The 15844-nt window shown below is 51.9% G+C and carries 16 protein-coding genes; 1 reads left to right on the plus strand and 15 read right to left on the minus strand.

Translation table 11 applies throughout. The annotated features are described in order from the left end of the window. The first annotated feature begins 10 nt into the window (after positions 1-10). Positions 11-1174, plus strand: coding sequence for a tyrosine-type recombinase/integrase (locus E6C60_RS12895; protein WP_138226217.1), 1164 nt, complete (start codon positions 11-13; stop codon positions 1172-1174). 378 nt (positions 1175-1552) lie between these two features. Here the strand turns inward: E6C60_RS12895 and E6C60_RS21340 are convergent, their stop codons facing one another. From E6C60_RS21340 to E6C60_RS12970, 15 genes are all read right to left on the minus strand, one after another. Then, the gene (locus tag E6C60_RS21340) at positions 1553-1660 is read right to left on the minus strand and encodes a sporulation protein YjcZ (protein WP_138226218.1); all 108 of its coding nucleotides are present in this window, start codon (positions 1658-1660) and stop codon (positions 1553-1555) included. Between the two features lie 139 nt (positions 1661-1799). Further along, positions 1800-1997, minus strand: a complete 198-nt coding sequence (locus tag E6C60_RS12905) for a helix-turn-helix domain-containing protein (protein WP_233280999.1) — start codon at positions 1995-1997, stop codon at positions 1800-1802. 86 nt (positions 1998-2083) lie between these two features. Next, complete coding sequence (locus tag E6C60_RS12910; RefSeq protein ID WP_233281000.1) at positions 2084-2728, minus strand: GDSL-type esterase/lipase family protein; 645 nt, start codon at positions 2726-2728, stop codon at positions 2084-2086. 62 nt (positions 2729-2790) lie between these two features. Beyond that, positions 2791-5952: an MMPL family transporter gene (locus tag E6C60_RS12915; protein ID WP_138226221.1), complete on the minus strand. Its 3162-nt coding sequence runs from the start codon at positions 5950-5952 to the stop codon at positions 2791-2793. A 16-nt stretch (positions 5953-5968) separates the two neighbouring features. Then, on the minus strand, positions 5969-6457 hold the full coding sequence (locus E6C60_RS12920) for a MarR family winged helix-turn-helix transcriptional regulator (RefSeq protein ID WP_217496333.1): 489 nt from the start codon (positions 6455-6457) through the stop codon (positions 5969-5971). A 123-nt stretch (positions 6458-6580) separates the two neighbouring features. Further along, positions 6581-6985 (minus strand): GNAT family N-acetyltransferase, encoded by a 405-nt coding sequence (locus E6C60_RS12925; protein WP_233281001.1) that lies wholly within the window; start codon positions 6983-6985, stop codon positions 6581-6583. 103 nt (positions 6986-7088) lie between these two features. Continuing rightward, positions 7089-7544, minus strand: a complete 456-nt coding sequence (locus E6C60_RS12930) for a MarR family winged helix-turn-helix transcriptional regulator (protein ID WP_138226224.1) — start codon at positions 7542-7544, stop codon at positions 7089-7091. A 32-nt stretch (positions 7545-7576) separates the two neighbouring features. After that, positions 7577-8131, minus strand: a complete 555-nt coding sequence (locus tag E6C60_RS12935; protein WP_138226225.1) for a macro domain-containing protein — start codon at positions 8129-8131, stop codon at positions 7577-7579. A gap of 80 nt (positions 8132-8211) precedes the next feature. Continuing rightward, entirely contained in the window at positions 8212-8631 is a 420-nt protein-coding gene (locus E6C60_RS12940) for a hypothetical protein (protein WP_138226226.1), read from the minus strand. A gap of 72 nt (positions 8632-8703) precedes the next feature. Further along, positions 8704-9429 carry a TraX family protein gene (locus tag E6C60_RS12945; protein WP_325053155.1) on the minus strand — a complete coding sequence of 242 codons (726 nt, stop codon included), beginning with the start codon at positions 9427-9429 and terminating at the stop codon, positions 8704-8706. A gap of 139 nt (positions 9430-9568) precedes the next feature. After that, complete coding sequence (locus tag E6C60_RS12950) at positions 9569-10546, minus strand: diaminopimelate dehydrogenase (RefSeq protein WP_138226227.1); 978 nt, start codon at positions 10544-10546, stop codon at positions 9569-9571. 125 nt (positions 10547-10671) lie between these two features. Beyond that, positions 10672-11883, minus strand: a complete 1212-nt coding sequence (locus E6C60_RS12955; protein ID WP_138226228.1) for an SLC45 family MFS transporter — start codon at positions 11881-11883, stop codon at positions 10672-10674. 4 nt (positions 11884-11887) lie between these two features. Continuing rightward, positions 11888-12625 carry a glycerophosphodiester phosphodiesterase gene (locus tag E6C60_RS12960; RefSeq protein WP_138226229.1) on the minus strand — a complete coding sequence of 246 codons (738 nt, stop codon included), beginning with the start codon at positions 12623-12625 and terminating at the stop codon, positions 11888-11890. Positions 12626-12721: 96 nt separating this feature from the next. Beyond that, a complete protein-coding gene (locus tag E6C60_RS12965; protein ID WP_138226230.1) occupies positions 12722-13999 on the minus strand; it encodes a bacillibactin exporter BcbE in 1278 nt (425 codons plus the stop codon). Positions 14000-14093: 94 nt separating this feature from the next. Further along, complete coding sequence (locus tag E6C60_RS12970; protein ID WP_138226231.1) at positions 14094-15797, minus strand: methyl-accepting chemotaxis protein; 1704 nt, start codon at positions 15795-15797, stop codon at positions 14094-14096. Positions 15798-15844 lie beyond the last annotated feature (47 nt).

Consider the following 15844-nt stretch of genomic DNA (forward strand, 5'->3'; position numbering starts at 1 on the left):
GGTATCTGTAATGGCTTCGGTTTATAAAAGAGGAAAAGACTCTTATCTGCTTACTGTGGAATTGGGTTACGACTCTTTAGGTAAAAGGATCAAGCGAACCAGAACCGTAAAGGCTAAAAATAAAAAAGAGGCAGAATTACAACTCGCTAAATTTGTGGTGGAAGTGGAATCTGGCGAATTTATCGCGCCGGAAAAAATGTCTTTCGAAGCTTTTGTAAGCGAATGGAAGACAAAGTATGCTGATAAACATCTTGAACTAAAAAGTGTTGAGAACTACACCATGCATCTTAATAGTCGGATCATACCTCACTTTAAAAGTGTTAGGATAGATCAGATCAAAACACTGCATATAATCAATTTTTTAGATTCTATTAATACTCGTTTGGACGGTAAAGAAGGTAACGTATCCTCTTCAACCATTGTTTATGTATACCGTGTCCTACGTAGTGTTTTCCAACGAGCTGTTGAATGGAAAGTGATAAAAGAGAATCCGATGAACGGTGTTAAGAAGCCCAAGGAAAAGCCTGTGAAAGAAATCCAAGTTTATGATGAACAAGATGTGAAAAAGTTGTTTGCTGCTTTAGAAGATGAACGCTTTATGTTCCGTGTCCTGGTTACTCTAGCGATATCTACGGGTATGCGGCGCGGTGAATTAGTTGCCCTGGAGTGGAAACACATCGACCTAAGCAGCGGCACGATCAAGGTTGTGCAGTCGATATCTATTAGAGACGATAAGGGCAAACCTGTGATCAAAGAACCTAAAACACGCAATTCAAACCGGACCATATCACTTCCTTCATCGACCGTAGAACTCTTAAAGAAATACAGGATGCATTATCTCCAAGAAAAAATGAAGATTTTAGACCGCTGGGAAGAAAAAGAACGTGAGTTTGTTTTTACAAATGCCAACGGAGGCGCTTTGCATTTTAGCCGGCCTACAAAATGGTGGTCAGTCTTCTTGGATTACAATGGTCTGAAAAAAATTCGGTTTCATGACTTGCGCCATACATCAGCCACGCTTTTAATTAATCAGGGTGTTCATGCAAAAATAATATCTGAACGTTTGGGACACGCAGACATTACCACCACAATGAACGTATATGGTCACGCGCTTCAAAGTGCAGATAAATTAGCAGCTGATAAATTGAATGATGTTTTCAAACAGTCTCAGTGAGCTGTAGACCTCTTGTAGACCATTTGTAGACCAAACGTATACCAAAGGTTGAAAAAGGCTGTAAAAGGCTAACAGAGAACACCAAGGGGCAAGCAAAGTTTATCAATGAACTGCACAGTTTGATAAATCCTAATAACGGGGTTCCCTCATCTCCCATGAGGGCGCTCTGCAAAGGGCGCCCGATTTTTTTTGTCGTTATTTACGGAATCGAGAATCCGAGACCATAAAACAGGCCGCCCGCCAAGATCCAGGATCTTGACGGGCGGCTCAAGTAAAACGAGGACACTTCAGCGGATCACCGAGGTGACCACCTTTCTCTCTGCATGCTGCCGGGATTGCTGCAGGAAAGTAAGGAGTATGCGGCTAAGAATGCTCCAATTAGATGAACGCGCTAGTGATGATTACCAGCAAAATGAAAAGCACCAGAATTGCGCCGACAGAGTTACCTGCTCCATATGCTCCATATGCTCCAGCTGTTCCGCTCACAAGAATCCCTCCCTTTTGTGAAACATACCACAGTATATGAGGGAGGACTGCAAACGACAGGGCATTCGCCCGGCTGCTGCAAAATAGGTGCATTTGCCTCATGACTCATTTCCGTTCTGGACTGACGGTACCGGGCAGTCTACTGTGCTTGAAGGGAATCGTCCTCCTCGGATGGAGTGCTTCTCAGGGTCCTGCGGTCAATCAATCCCTCTTCCCCCAGCTCCCTGTATTTACGCATCCAGATTTTCAGCCGTCCAATATCGGATATTTGCAGCTCTTGAGCGACCTCTTTCTTGGTCATGCCGTCCAAGCGCATGGCGATTGCTCTTTTCTTCATATCTAGACTGTAGGATTGGAATGTTTGGCCTTTTTTCGCCATCAATATCACCTCTACCTACTATATCGGTATGAAGCGGCTTTTTTTTATAATGGCCTGTACCCCAGACGGTTTAGCTGCTCTGCAATCAGGCGGTACCCCTTGGCATTGGGATGAAGGCCATCGGAAGACAGCAGCTCCTGCTCTCTGCCCGCAAACAAGGAGTAAACCTGCGCCGTCGGAAGCAATCCGGATAGAAATCCATTCAGCCGGTGCACATACGCTGCCGCTTCAATCCGCGAAGGGTAGGGGTTATATAGACCCACCGCCCGGATCAGGTAGGGTGAGGCGGGTCCTCCCTTTTTCAATTTGCAGATTTCGTTCACCATACCCTGCCAGCAGGCCTTGCAGCGGGACAGCGCCTGCTCCAGCAGCTCCGGTCTGAAGTCAGTCTCATAGTCTTGCGCCGCCCGGATCAGATCATTTCCGCCAGCCGAAATCGTAATAATCGCGGCACCCTTCAGGCTGCTGCGAAACTGCGGATCGCGGCGAATCCGTTCGTACAGCTCACAAGAGGTCAGTCCCGGTATGCCCAGCTGATCATAAGCTACAAATTCCTTAACATATTCCTCCGCCATCCGCCGGTATAGCGGAACAAATCCGCTTCCCGGCAGCGCCCCCAAGCCATACGTCAGGGAATCGCCGACGGCGGTGTAACAATATACCATGAACTCCACCCCCACCAGACTCACTGCGATATGATATGCCGCAGCCGGAGGGGGTGGAAACGGTAATTTGCCTTCAAGCTTTGAAATCAGGCAGCCATCTGGCTGGAGTCACGTTCCTTATCGCTTCCGGCTTTAAAAGGCCACCAATTGCCCCGGCCGAACAGCTTCACCATCACGGGAACGAAAAATGGAAGAAATACTAGAGCGTATAGCACCAGGCCGGTTAGTACCACGGTGGCAATCTGCATCATAGACAGCACGCCGGACGGGTACATCGCAGCAAAGGTGCCGCCAAGAATGAGAACCGCAGACAAAATGACCGTGCCCATATTTTTCATCGCGTACAAGATGCCGCTCTGAACGTCCAGCTCCTTGTTCTCGTTGAAGCGATCCATGAGGAAGATGCTGTAGTCCACCCCTAGCGCAGTAAGCATCACAAATCCAAAGAATGGCGTTGCCCAGCTGATGCCGGTATAACCTAGCAGGTCCACGAACACAAACTCGGTTACGCCCATGGAGACGTAATAGGTGACGACCAGGGCCACCATCAAGTAAATAGGCATGACCACCGATCTCAAGAGCAGCACCAGCACGAGGAAAATCCCGCCCAGCATCAGAGTAACTGTACGATTGTAATCCTCATCAGAAATTTGCTTCAAATCCGCATAGGTGCTCGTCACGCCGCTCACCGCGGTTTCCGCCTGCTCCAGCTTGGTCCCTTTGACCGCCGTCGCCACTGCATTCTCAATGTCGCCGATACGGGTTAATGTCTCAGCTGCATAAGGATTGCCTGCAAAAACAACGTCCAGCGTCATGAGCTTACGGTCGGGAGACATGTAAGTATCATAGACCCGCGTCATCTCGGGATCAGACAAGGCCTCCTCTGGAACGAGGAACCCGCTGGTTTCCGGATCACCTGCATTCTCGATTTGCGCCAGATAGGTCTGGGCTGTTGTCAATCCATCCTGAATCTGAGAAATCCCTTTGACACTCTCATCTAATCCTCCGGTGAGCTCGCCCAGCTGCCCAGACAGCTCCTTAAAACCATTCTCAATTTGCTGCTGGCCTTCCTCAATCTGGGTCAGACCTGACTGAATATCCGGCAGCTGCTGAATCACTGCACCCTGTCCCTCTGCCGCCTGCTCCAGACCGTCTTCCAACGCTTGAATGCCTTGAAGAATCTGGCTGAGCCCTGAAGTCAGCGCCTCTTGTCCGGATACAGCCGCGGCATAGCCTTGATTCGCCTGCTTTAAGCCCTCCGCCGCCTGCAGGGTGTTCTTTTCCATGTCACGAACGCCTGAAGACAGCTGAGACAGACCTGCTGAGGTCTGGGTTACCGTTTCCCGGATATTCATATAATCCGAATTCTGCTGCAGCTGCGGCTCCGCGGCCTCCAGTGCAGTAAAGGAGGGCTGCAGCCCTGCCAGCATTTGCTCAACGCCCTGCAGGCTGCCGAGCACCTCTCCCATAGATTTGCCTAGAACGGAAATCCCATCCCCGGCCGCCTGGTAACCCGCAAGCAGCTCCTGGTGCGCATTGGCCAGCTGCTGTGCGCTAGCCTTTGCCTGCTGCAATCCTGTACCCAGCTCCCCGGCGCCGGCAGCGCCGCTTGTCATGCCGCCTTGAATTTGCGTCAATGCTGCGCTCAGCTCACCGATGCCCTGTTTCAGCTCCGCTGTGCCTTCCGTCAGCTTGCTGCTGCTGACAGCGGCTTCAGCAAGCTGAGGCTCATTTTGACTCAGCTGGCGGCTCGCCTCCGACAGGCCGGAGCCAATCTGGGACAGCCCGTCTGTCGATTGGCCGATCCCTTCTCCCAGCGCAGCCGCCTGGGCTGTAATCCGGAAATCCTCAATTTCGTCACCCGCCGGACGGGAGGCGCTGCGAACCTCTTCTACCCCCTCGACCTTCAGGATGCTGCGGGTTATGGCTTCAGTCAAAGCAAGATACTCTCCCGTATCCAGACGGTCGTCGTTCTTGATCACGACGGTAGCCGGCATGGACTGTCCAGCGCCAAAGGCCGACTCAATCAGGTTAAATCCTTTCACAGACTCATAATCCTCGCTAATTTCCTCCATATTATTGAAGGACAGCTGGCCGCTGTACGTTACCAGAAACGGAACGCAGATGACAGCAACCACGATCAGCGCCGCCAGCGGGCGCTTTAGCGAAAATGCGCCTGCCATCCCCCATAGCCGGCTCTCCTTATGCTCCAGCGAGCCTTTGGACGGCCAGAACAGCTTGCTCCCCAGCACGGCCATGAAGAACGGCACGATCGTGAACAAGGCTGCAAGCATGACCGCGATACCAACAGCTACCGCTACTGCCGAGCGGTACAGAATAAACTGCGACATTCCGATGGATACAAATCCGATCAAGACCGCAAGCCCGGAGAAAAAAACGGTTCGGCCTGCCGTCCTGTAGGTTTCCACAATCGCAGAAGAAATGTCCTCCTGCCGGCTCATTTCCTCCTTAAAGCGGCTGATCAGCAGGATGCAGTAATCTGTTCCGATCCCGAACATAACGGCCACCATGAAAATCTGTGTAAAGGTTGACAGTGGAAAGTTAACACTGTCCACCAGAAAGGCTACAATCGACTGCGACACCAGATAGCTCAGACCCACAGTCAGCAGCGGCACAAAGGGGGCAACCAATGAACGGAACACGGCAAATAAAATGACCAGAATGAAAATGATCGTTATGTATTCCGTTTTCTTCAGCCCGTCCTGTGACCCCTGAATGGTATCTTCATTGACGAGCTCGCTGCCGGTCATGTAGTAATCGACTCCGATGTCTCCCAGCGCTTCATGAATCAGGCTGCGTGTTTCTCCGGGCTCCATCACTTTAGCATCTGAGGAAATCGCAATCATTACCGCCTTGCCGTCCTCGGACACCATCTTGTCCTCCAGCTGCGGCTCATCAAAGGGATTCATCACTGACGTGACGCCCAGAGCTTCCCCTTGAGTCTTTAGGCTCTCTACCGCTGCTTGGACACGCTCTTTGTCATCCTGACCCAGTCCTTGCTCTTTATAAAAAATCATCGCCGACTGAATCTGCTGCTCCTGCTCCCCTCCGGCATTCATTTCACGCAGCAGCTCCGCCGCCTTGGACGAGGCATAACCATCCGGTACAGACAGCTGACCCTTCTCGCGGACGAGCTCGCTCATTGGCGGTGCAGCCATCATTAAGGCAACAGCCATAACGAGCCAGATGACCAGCAACGCCCACTTGGACTTCAATATCAATCTCATGCTCCTACTCCCCTTCTTACTCTTGCATTAGCTTCGCGAGCTTCTCAAACAGCGTAATAAACTGCTCGACTTCCTGCGGCTCAAAATGAGTCATATACGATGCGACAACAGACTGCAGCAGCTGCTCCGAGCTTTGCAGAACGTTCTCCCCCTCTGCTGTCAACGACAAATAAACGACTCGTCGGTCCTCATCGTCACGATGCCGCTCAATCCAGCCGCGCTCTTCCATGCGGTTCACATTGGAGCTAATTGAGCTCTTCCCGACGCACAGAAGCTCTGACAAGAGCTTGGAGGTGCATTGCTCGTGACTGCGGATCATCCGCAGCGTCTGAAACTGCTCCCGGGTCAGATCAATGCCCATCTTGTCTCTGGTATCGGCAATAATCCTGCGACTGACTGCGAGATCCGCTTCAATATACCGTTCGATGCAATTCTTGGTGTCGTTAATGACGGCTCCTCCTTTACTTCGTAAACTAGTTTTATATTCAAACCGTTTTACTGTCAAACTATATCTCAGGACGAGATTGGATGTCAATGCCTCCCTGGTACCTTTTACATTCCACAAAAAAAGACTGCTCAACCACGTCTTGAATGGTTAAGCAGTCCTTGCTTATATTCATACCTGCTGCTATTCTTCGTCTTCCTCTACCTCATAAATACAGCGAAAGCGTTCCGCTCCGGGGTAGCCTTCGCCCAGGCTGTAAATTTGAAAGCCGATGGAGCGGTAAAAGCCCACCGTATCCTCGTCCGCTTCCGCAATCACGCGCTCGGGAGATTTTTGAAGCATGAGCTCCATCAGCATTCCCCGTCCGTAATCCTTGCCCCGATTTTCTGGAAGAACAGCGATATGCTTGATCACCATTTCACTTCCGTTCATCTCTACACCCAGAATTCCCAGAAGCACCCCTTCCTCCTCATACCCGTAAAGCTCCATTCCATGTCCCTTCCGGTATGAATCCACGACCTCATCCAGAAGCTCCGGGTCCGGAAACACAGAGTAGGCCAGCAGCTCTTTAACCTCCAGGTCCTCCAAGCGTGAAATTATATCATGTATCAATTCATCCTCGTCCTTTCTTCAACGGCTGCGACCTGCACTTGCATAGAACCGACGTAACTTTATTTCCTTCCCGCTGGAATTACCGGCGGAAGCTCTCCTCGGCGGTCGTACCCAGCTTGCGCAGCAGCACCACAGCCTGCAGCTTCTCTTCTTCCGTCAGACCAGAGACGGCGTGCTCGATTTTTTGCTTATGTCCCGGAAAAATATCCTCGAACAGAGCCTGCCCTTCCTCCGTAAGCTCAGCATAAATGACACGCCTATCTTCCAGGGATGCGCGGCGAATCAGAAGCTTCTTCTTCTGAAGCTTGTCCACGACGTATGTAATATTGCCGCTGGAGATCAGCACCTTTTCTCCGATTTTTTGCAGCGGCTGGGGGCCCTTATGGTATAGCACATCCAGAACGCCAAATTCTGTTGAATTAAGGCCGTGGGCTTGAATGCTTCGAGTCGAATGGGCGAAGACTGAATTGTACGCCCTTGCGAGCACCACCAGCAGGTGCAGAGACAGCTCTTCATGTTCCGATAAATCCGCCATTGACAACCAACCTCCGCGTTCCACGCCTGAGTTTATGCAAATTGCTCCAGACGCTGTACATAGAGCTTCTCGTTTTCCGGATCAAAACAGATCAGATCGATCTCCTCCAGCCGGTTCTCCGGACGCTCTTCCTTTAAATAGTTCGTAATGCTCTTTAAAGCCACATCGCATGCAAATGGCTTCGGATATTCGTAAATGCCCGTGCTAATATTTGGAAAAGCAATCGTTCGGGCTCCGACTTCATTAGCCAGCTGAAGGGAGCTTCTATAGCATTCTGCGAGCGTATGATCCTCTCCTCTGCCGCCTCCCTCCCAGATCGGGCCGACGGTATGAATCACATGCTTCGCCTTCAAGAGACCGGCACAGGTCAGCACAGCATGCCCGGGAGGACATCCGCCCTGAAGCTGACGGATCTTCTTGCATTCCTCCATAATCTCGGGGCCTCCAACCGCGTGAATGACTCCATCCACACCCTTGCCTCCCAGCAGTCCGGAATTTGCCGCATTCACTATAATATCACCCGACCAGGCTGTAATATCACCTGTCCGCACAGAAACTGCCGTCCTGCCGATCTGTATCGTCTTCATGCGAAAAACTCCTTTTCAGCCTTTTTTCTTTACATTACCCTGCTGATAGGGAGTTTGACCCGAACCCACAGGATGAATATTCAGACCCTGGCTGCCGCCTGGCTTAAGCGCTTCGCCATGTTCCGCTCTTGTTCATCTTGCAGCCGGTCCTCGAATGTGCGGTGACTTATGTATGTGCCCCCTGTCCTTGCAGTCTTCACATGCGCTGACAGCATTTGCTCTGCCTGCTCCAGCTTTAAATCTCCCGCAGTATCTCCGGCTACCCGGCACAGACCGGCCTTATAGACACCATCTGCAGTCTCATATTCCATCGCCCATAGGGGAATAGCATCCTCTTCTGCTTCCGGCAGCTCACTCCCCATGCATACCGTATACCATGCAGGGAGAGCATATTTTTGTCCCGACTCCTGCTGCATGGATATTAGCCTAGAGTTTCGATAAGCCAAATAGCCGGCGGCAGCAAACAACAGTACGCCTACGGCGATGGCAATGTTCATCATTCCAGGTTCCTCCCCTTATTCATGTCCAGCTGTGATTCCCTCATACCTGCAGCAGGCCATCCTGCCCTGCCGTTATAACCTCTGCACAATGGCAAGAATGATCATATGTACGGGATAAAAGGACCGCCATACCCAGGAAGGAACCCGAACCTTCTCGATTTCTTTCCAGACGGCAGGACCATAGACAATGAGGAACGTCGGCAGAACACTCCACATCTGAATTTCCCAGCCGTACAAATACCAGAACACCACGTTCAGCAGTAGATGCCACGCTGCAAGCATCTGACCCTCAGCATAGCGGAAGATCAAGATCAGCAGCAGACCATAGGACCCATAATCGAAATTCAGCGCCTCCATCAGCACCGCAGCGATCACGGCAATGAGGATGGATGCCGCCGGATCCACCTTCTCCATCACATACAGCACAAGCCCTCCTGCAAGCAGTGTCACAACCACATTCAGCCCTTCGGGATTGAGAGAGAGCTGATAAGGAATTTGGGACACCAACGCAATCACGCCTAATCTTATAAAATAACGCCGTTTTGATGAGGTCCGGCCATAGCCCAGCACCAGGGCGTACACGTACAGCGGAAACGCAATTCTGCCGATCATCCTCCATATTTCCTCACCGGGATAAAAAACAAGCCCGACATGGTCCACCAGCATCGTCAGCATGGCTAGCCATTGCATCATCATTCCCTCCGTCCCGCGCAGCTTCCAGGCATTATTCCTGATCTCTACATTATGAAGGGGAAACCATCCTGCCGCAAGACAGGTCAAGAGCGGGTTGCTGACCAAGCCCTTTAAACGCCAAAAAAAGCACCCGTTCCCGGAAGAACGGATGCCTGGATAGCCTCAGTCACAGAAGGTCTTGTGCAGCCCTGTGCTTCAATACGCCGTACAATTCAAGCCCGATTCTTGAGGCAGGCTGCTGAAATTACAGCAGCTCTTTCCGAAGCTGCGCGGCAGATTTAGGCGACAGCAGGCCGTATGGAATATCAAACACTGTCTTTGCACCCTGGTCACCGGCTTGAGCCAGACGATATGCAGCACGTGCATAAGCGACCAGCACGCTCGCTGTAAATTCAGGATTGCTGTCCAGCGTCAGACCAAATTCAATGATCTGCTTGCTGTTCTCTCCGGTCAGGCCGCTGCGAAGCACGGTGCCGCCATGAGGCATAGCGGAGTGGTTCGCCTTCAGCTCTTCCTCGGAAATAAAATTCACAACCGTATCGTAGTCGGCAAAATAGTTCGGCATTTCCTTGATTTCCTTCTCGATGGCCGCTTGATCTGCACCCTCCTGCGCAACAATGTAGCATTCACGCAGATGCTTCTCCCGGGTACTGAGCTCTGGATTTTCCCCACTGCGGACACGGTTCAGCGCCTCTTCCTTCGGAATGGTGTACTGAACACCATTCTTGACGCCCTCTACACGGCGAATGGCATCGGAGTGGCCCTGGCTGACGCCCTTGCCCCAGAACGTGTATTCATTGCCTTCTGGCAGAATCGATTCAGCGATCAGACGGCTTAAGGAGAACAGCCCTGGATCCCAGCCCGTGGAAATGACGCTGACCTTGCCGCCCTCGCGCGCAGCCGCATCCACACTGTCGAAATATTCAGGAATCTTAGCGTGCGTGTCAAAGCTGTCTACGGTATGAAATCTTCCGGCCAGCTCAGGTCCCTGCTCCGGCAGATCTGTCGCTGAGCCGCCGCAAAGGATCAAGACATCAATCTCATCTTTATACTGATCCACCTCGGAAATATGTACTGCCTTCGCTTCGGAAGCTACTCCGTTCGGATCTCTTCTGGAGAACACGGCGGTTAGCTCCATGTCCGGATTCTGCTTGATCGCTTTCTCTACACCGCGGCCCAGGTTACCGTAGCCGACGATACCAATTTTAATGGCTTGTGTCATCGTATCCCTCCTGCGTTATCTTTAGAATGAATCGAACAAAAACAACAAAAAAACCAGGCCTTGTCCAAAATGCCTGGTTTTAATATTACATTTTGTGTTAGATTTATGCAATGGTTTTTGTAATTCTATTTCACAGAGGGAGCAGCCGGGTTGCCTAAGCCGGCAGAAGGCTTTTCTCCCCGCTCCTGTATCGCCGCCATGCACAGCAATGCAGCCAGCATGCTGATCGATGCCGTAATAAACAGAACCGGGTATCCCAGCCAATCGATCATCTGACCGAGCAGCGGAGGCGATGCAATGGCAGCCATCGAAGAGACAAGGTAATATAATCCGGTTCGGGTTCCAATGCTCTCTTCGCTTCCGGTAGAAATGATAAAGGGATAGGAATTGATGTTAATGCAGGCCCAGAATATACCTCCTGCAGCGAGAAGCAGGCGCAGCAGAAGCAATGAATGGATGAAGGGCATGACCGCAAACACAGCCATCAAGCCAAGGACGCCAGTCAGGATCATCCTCTTCTTCCCGAAGCGCTTGCCCAGCCAGCCGCTGGGAATCGCAAACAATACGAAGAACAGCGAGAAGAACAGAAGGGAGAAGGAAGCCTCCCCCTCGGTCAGGCCTACATGATTTTTGCCATATAGGGTAAAGAGCGTTTCAACCCCCTGATACGCCACGAACCAGAAAAAGATCGCGCATAACAGCAGCACCGTGGTCCGGTCAAACTGCCCTTTGAACGATACCCGTCTTAGGGACTTGTCCGGTGTTGAAATACTTGGCACGTCTCGGTTCTCTTGAATTCGGGTAGACAGAATCAGCAAGGAAATTAGCGTGATGGCGGCAGCCGCGATAAAGGGATAGATCTCGTTCGCCTCATACAGCACGGAGCCGGCACCGAACGCCAGAATCGCCCCCACACCGCCCATGAAGTTAATGACGCCATTGGCCTTGGTCCGCTCCCGCTCCGGCATTACATCTGGCATTAGCGCCACCGTCGGTGAACGGTACAGGCTCATGGCCAGATTCATCAGCATCATGAACAGAATTAGAGTCAGGAGCCCGGTATGAAACGGGATCAGAGCCGTGAATACTGCCGCAAGCGGCATGCCGAGAAGCAGAAAGGGCATTCTCCGCCCGAACCGGGTACGGGTTGCATCGCTCAGGTTACCGACCCAGGGCTGGAGGAACAGCGCGAAGTAATTATCCAGAGTCATAAAAAAAGCAATAAGTGCAACAGAGGAAAGATAGTCCTCCAAAAAATAGGGAACAAAGGCGTTATACAGCGCCCAGGTCATGCTGATACTGAAAAATCCAAAGCCGAGCAGCCATGATTTTTTCAAGCAGCTACACCTCTTCCTGCTGCAGCAACGCGTGGAGAACATCCGGATAATCGGTAATGATGCCGCTCACCCCAGCCTTTAACAGCCGCTTCATTTCGTCGGGAGCATTCACGGTGAAGGGATGATACGCAAGTCCTCTGTCCCGAGCCTCTGCCACAAGCTCCGGAAGGACAGCATACTTGAAGGCATGCAGGGCGTCAGCCCCGACAGTCTGCGCATAGTCACATACCTGGTACAGACCCTCCATATACAGAATGGCCGTCGCAATGTCCGGCGCAAGTTTCTTACAATGCACAAGAGAATAATGATTGAAGCTGGAGATGATGACTCGCTCCTCCATACCATACTCCCGGACGGCAGCAATCACTTCCTCCTCCAGCCCGGGATAAGGGATGATTCCATTTTTCAGCTCAATGTTAATGAACGTCCCGCGGTCTTTGCCCAGAGCGAGCAATTGCTTCAGCTCAGGCACCTGCTCTCCCTTGAACGCTTCGCTGAACCATGATCCGGCGTCCAGCTGCTGCAGCTCAGAGAGCGTATAATCCTTTATGTATCCTTGTCCATTGGTCGTCCGGTTCACCGCTTCATCATGCATTAGAACGAGCTTGTGGTCCGAGGTCATCTGTACGTCGGTTTCAATACCGTTCGCGCCTTGCTCCAACGCTTTGTGAAAGGCTGCCATTGTATTCTCCGGCGCTGCTCCTGAAGCTCCCCGGTGAGCAAAATTAATAAATGCTTTCATGAATCATACCTCCTTTAAGAACCGATTGATACGCTTATTATAAAGGAATATGATCAGAGCGGTGTTAAATATATCGGCAGCCAAAAAAACCTTGCCCTATTTGCGGACAAGGTTTTTCGCAGCACCGGCAGGCGGCTTGAACTGGACTCGCTTGACTTCTCCGGTTCCGTCTTCGCCCTCGCTTTCCTCCGGCTTCACCGCGAGCAGCGTCAACAGGGCCCCGGCGGCAGCAACGGCAGCCAAGGTCAGGAACAGCACCCAGTGATTGGCGCCAAGCAGCAAGGACACAACGGGCGGACCCAGCGATACTCCGATAAAGCGCATGCTGCTATACAAGGAGGTGATCGTTCCTCGCTGTTCCTCCTCTACACCCTCGGTGAGTAGCGTATCCATGCTGGGCAGCACCAGACCGATTCCGATGCTGCCCGCCGTCATAAATCCAATGACAAAATAAATTTGCTCGCTAAAGCCGATGATGACCAGAGAGCCTGTGAGCAGCGCCATGCCGGCGAAGCCCGTCCACTTCATAAGCCCCTTCTTATGCCCTGTGAATTTCCCGGTCAGATATGAAGCCAGACACAGGGCTGCCAGTGGAATCGCCAGCACCAGTCCCTTGACAATGCCGGTTAAGCCATAAGCACTCTCCAGAGTTTCCGATAGATAAAATTGCACGCCAAAAATGCCGAACATGGCAATACCGCCAATCGCAAAAATCGCATACAGCCAGCGACCTTTTTCTTGAAGCACATCCTTGGTCGTACCGAGGAACTCCCGGATCGACTGCTGGGTCTTCTCATGCTCTGGAGATTTCACCAGGAATATGACGAGCAGCAGGGATACCGCGCAGAGAACCGGGATGGCCAGGAATGGCAGAAACCAGATGAAGCTGCCCAGAAACGCTCCCAGAATCGGGCTGAGCACCTTGCCAAAGGTGTTCGACGTTTCAATGACGCCCAGACTTTTACTAACCTTCTCATCCTCGCTAAACATATCTCCAACGAGTGGAATAACGATCGGAAATGCACCGGCTGCGCCAATTCCCTGCAGCAGCCTTCCGGCAAGAATGACGATGTACGCGGCGCTGCCTCCCAGCAGCCACGCTGCACCGGCCGAGATGCCGCTGCCGAGCACCGTAATGATCAGGCTCGGGATAATGACCTTCTTGCGGCCGAACCGGTCAGATAAATACCCGGCGATTGGAATCATCAGAATAGCTGTTACGGCATACACCGTAATCAGCATACTGCCCATCAAGGAGCTGATGCCGAGCGCTTTAGCAATTTGCGGCAGTATGGGAATAAGCATCGAGTTTCCCAAGGTCATGATGAGGGGAACCGAGGCCAGTGCGGCGAGATCCCATTTCTTATTGTCCATGAGAAGACCACCTTTAACATCAGTTGACTCTTCTATAATGCGGGTTTACCGCCCGCAATATACATGTTAAAAATGGTTGCCGCATTGGCAGGTCCTACACTTTGAACCCTGACATCTCCCGCTCCAGTGACACGGACATCTCATTTAAAGATTCCACTGATTGTGCCATTTCCTCAATGGAAGCCAGCTGCTGAGCGGCAGCGGCACTCACGCTCTGCGTCCCTGCAGCCGCATGTCGATTGCTCTCCAGCATGCTCTCGATGCCATGCATCATTGCGTCCGCCTGCCGTGAAAGCTGGGCACAGGACTGCTGAATATCCTGGATCTGATTGTTTAGCCGGACAATGGACTGGTCAATGCTCTGAAAGGCCTCTGCAGCTCCCTGTGCTGCCTGGATGCCCCTGGTTACAGTGAGAACCTCCTCCTCCATGGCATGCTCCAGCGTATGTATGTCCTTGGTGATTTCTTCAACGAAACGGTTGATCTCTGCGGAGCTGGCATTGGACTGCTCCGCCAGCTTCCTAACCTGGGAAGCCACAACGGCAAATCCTGCTCCCTGCTCGCCTGCCCGGGCTGCTTCAATAGAGGCGTTCAGAGCCAGCAGTCCGGTCTGTGACGAAAGCGAATTGATCGTCTCCCCCATCAAGCCGATGAGCTCCGCTTTGCTTCCCAGTTCCTTGACCGCTTCCGCCGAAAGGTTCGTTCGTCCCCGAATTTCCTCCATTTGCTGCAGGGTCCGTTTTACCGCTTCTTCACCTTCTGAGGACAGCACCTGCGCATCACTCGACACCTCAGAGGTGTGTGCTGCTGCATGATGAATAACGCCGATTCCGGCAGCCATGTCGGTCAGCGAGCCCATCGACGCTTCACTGACTTCAAGCTGATGGCTCGTGCCGTCTGCAAGCCGTTCCATGATCGAGGAGGTATGGCGCGATGCATCTCTGATCTCTGAGGAGCCGGCGAACAGCTGATCGCTGGTAGCAGCGATTTGGGTGGCAGAGTCCTTGATGTTCAGCACCATTGAGCGAAAAGAATCCAGCAGCGCATTGTACGCACGAGCTACCTCACCAATCTCATCGCGGCTGCGCACTTCAAGGCGGGATACCAGGTCTCCGCCCCCGCGGCTTATGTCCTCCAGCTCGCTCTTCATGCGGATTAAGGGCTTGATCGAAGCTATAAGCACACGGCTTTGAATCATATAATAGATGATAGCAATCAACCCAGCTACAAGCATCGCTTCATTCCGCAGCAGATTGGCTGAGGAAATATCCGCCATGTGCTGCTCCATTTCTGCCTCTTTTCTTTCCTTGAACTGATCCACCAGCGGAGTGAACGCTTTACGAATGTCACGTTCGGCCTCGAATGCCGATTCATACTGGGCAAATGCCGGCGGAGCTGCGCCGGGGCTCGATAGTCCGCCCTTTTCCAGCACCTCCAGAATTGCAGCCTGATAGCGTTGAAAGCCCTGATCAATCTCGTCGATCACGTTCATATCCTCTGGCAACCTTGTGCGCAGCCTCGTATCTGCAGATAATTCCAAAAAGTGTTGCTGCTTCAGCTTCATTGCTTGAACAAAGCTCTCATCTCCGGTTAACAAAAATCCGCGTTCATCATTCGCGATCCCGGCCAGCAGCCACTGCATTTGCGATAAATTGTACATCACCGTATGACCCTCGTGGATAAGAGCCTTATATCGTTCCTCTGTGGATTTTGCATTCCAGAATGCAAACAGGATCATGGCCACTGTTACAGCACCCACAATGGAGGACGACAGCAGCAATTTCGTCTTGATTTTCATAGACCGACTTCCTTTTCATTCGTTTTTCACAGATTCCCTGTAATGAG

The sequence above is a fragment of the Paenibacillus algicola genome, from assembly GCF_005577435.1.
In the GTDB taxonomy this organism is placed as follows: Bacteria; Bacillota; Bacilli; order Paenibacillales; family Paenibacillaceae; genus Paenibacillus_AQ; species Paenibacillus_AQ algicola.

Bases quoted from the DNA above. Each gene is read 5' to 3' on its own strand.
- E6C60_RS12895 (WP_138226217.1), top strand. From the start codon at position 11: ATGGCTTCGGTTTATAAAAGAGGAAAAGACTCTTATCTGCTTACTGTG.
- E6C60_RS12905 (WP_233280999.1), bottom strand. From the start codon at position 1,997: ATGAAGAAAAGAGCAATCGCCATGCGCTTGGACGGCATGACCAAGAAA.
- E6C60_RS12915 (WP_138226221.1), bottom strand. From the start codon at position 5,952: ATGAGATTGATATTGAAGTCCAAGTGGGCGTTGCTGGTCATCTGGCTC.
- E6C60_RS12930 (WP_138226224.1), bottom strand. From the start codon at position 7,544: ATGGCGGATTTATCGGAACATGAAGAGCTGTCTCTGCACCTGCTGGTG.
- E6C60_RS12935 (WP_138226225.1), bottom strand. From the start codon at position 8,131: ATGAAGACGATACAGATCGGCAGGACGGCAGTTTCTGTGCGGACAGGT.
- E6C60_RS12940 (WP_138226226.1), bottom strand. From the start codon at position 8,631: ATGATGAACATTGCCATCGCCGTAGGCGTACTGTTGTTTGCTGCCGCC.
- E6C60_RS12950 (WP_138226227.1), bottom strand. From the start codon at position 10,546: ATGACACAAGCCATTAAAATTGGTATCGTCGGCTACGGTAACCTGGGC.
- E6C60_RS12960 (WP_138226229.1), bottom strand. From the start codon at position 12,625: ATGAAAGCATTTATTAATTTTGCTCACCGGGGAGCTTCAGGAGCAGCG.
- E6C60_RS12965 (WP_138226230.1), bottom strand. From the start codon at position 13,999: ATGGACAATAAGAAATGGGATCTCGCCGCACTGGCCTCGGTTCCCCTC.
- E6C60_RS12970 (WP_138226231.1), bottom strand. From the start codon at position 15,797: ATGAAAATCAAGACGAAATTGCTGCTGTCGTCCTCCATTGTGGGTGCT.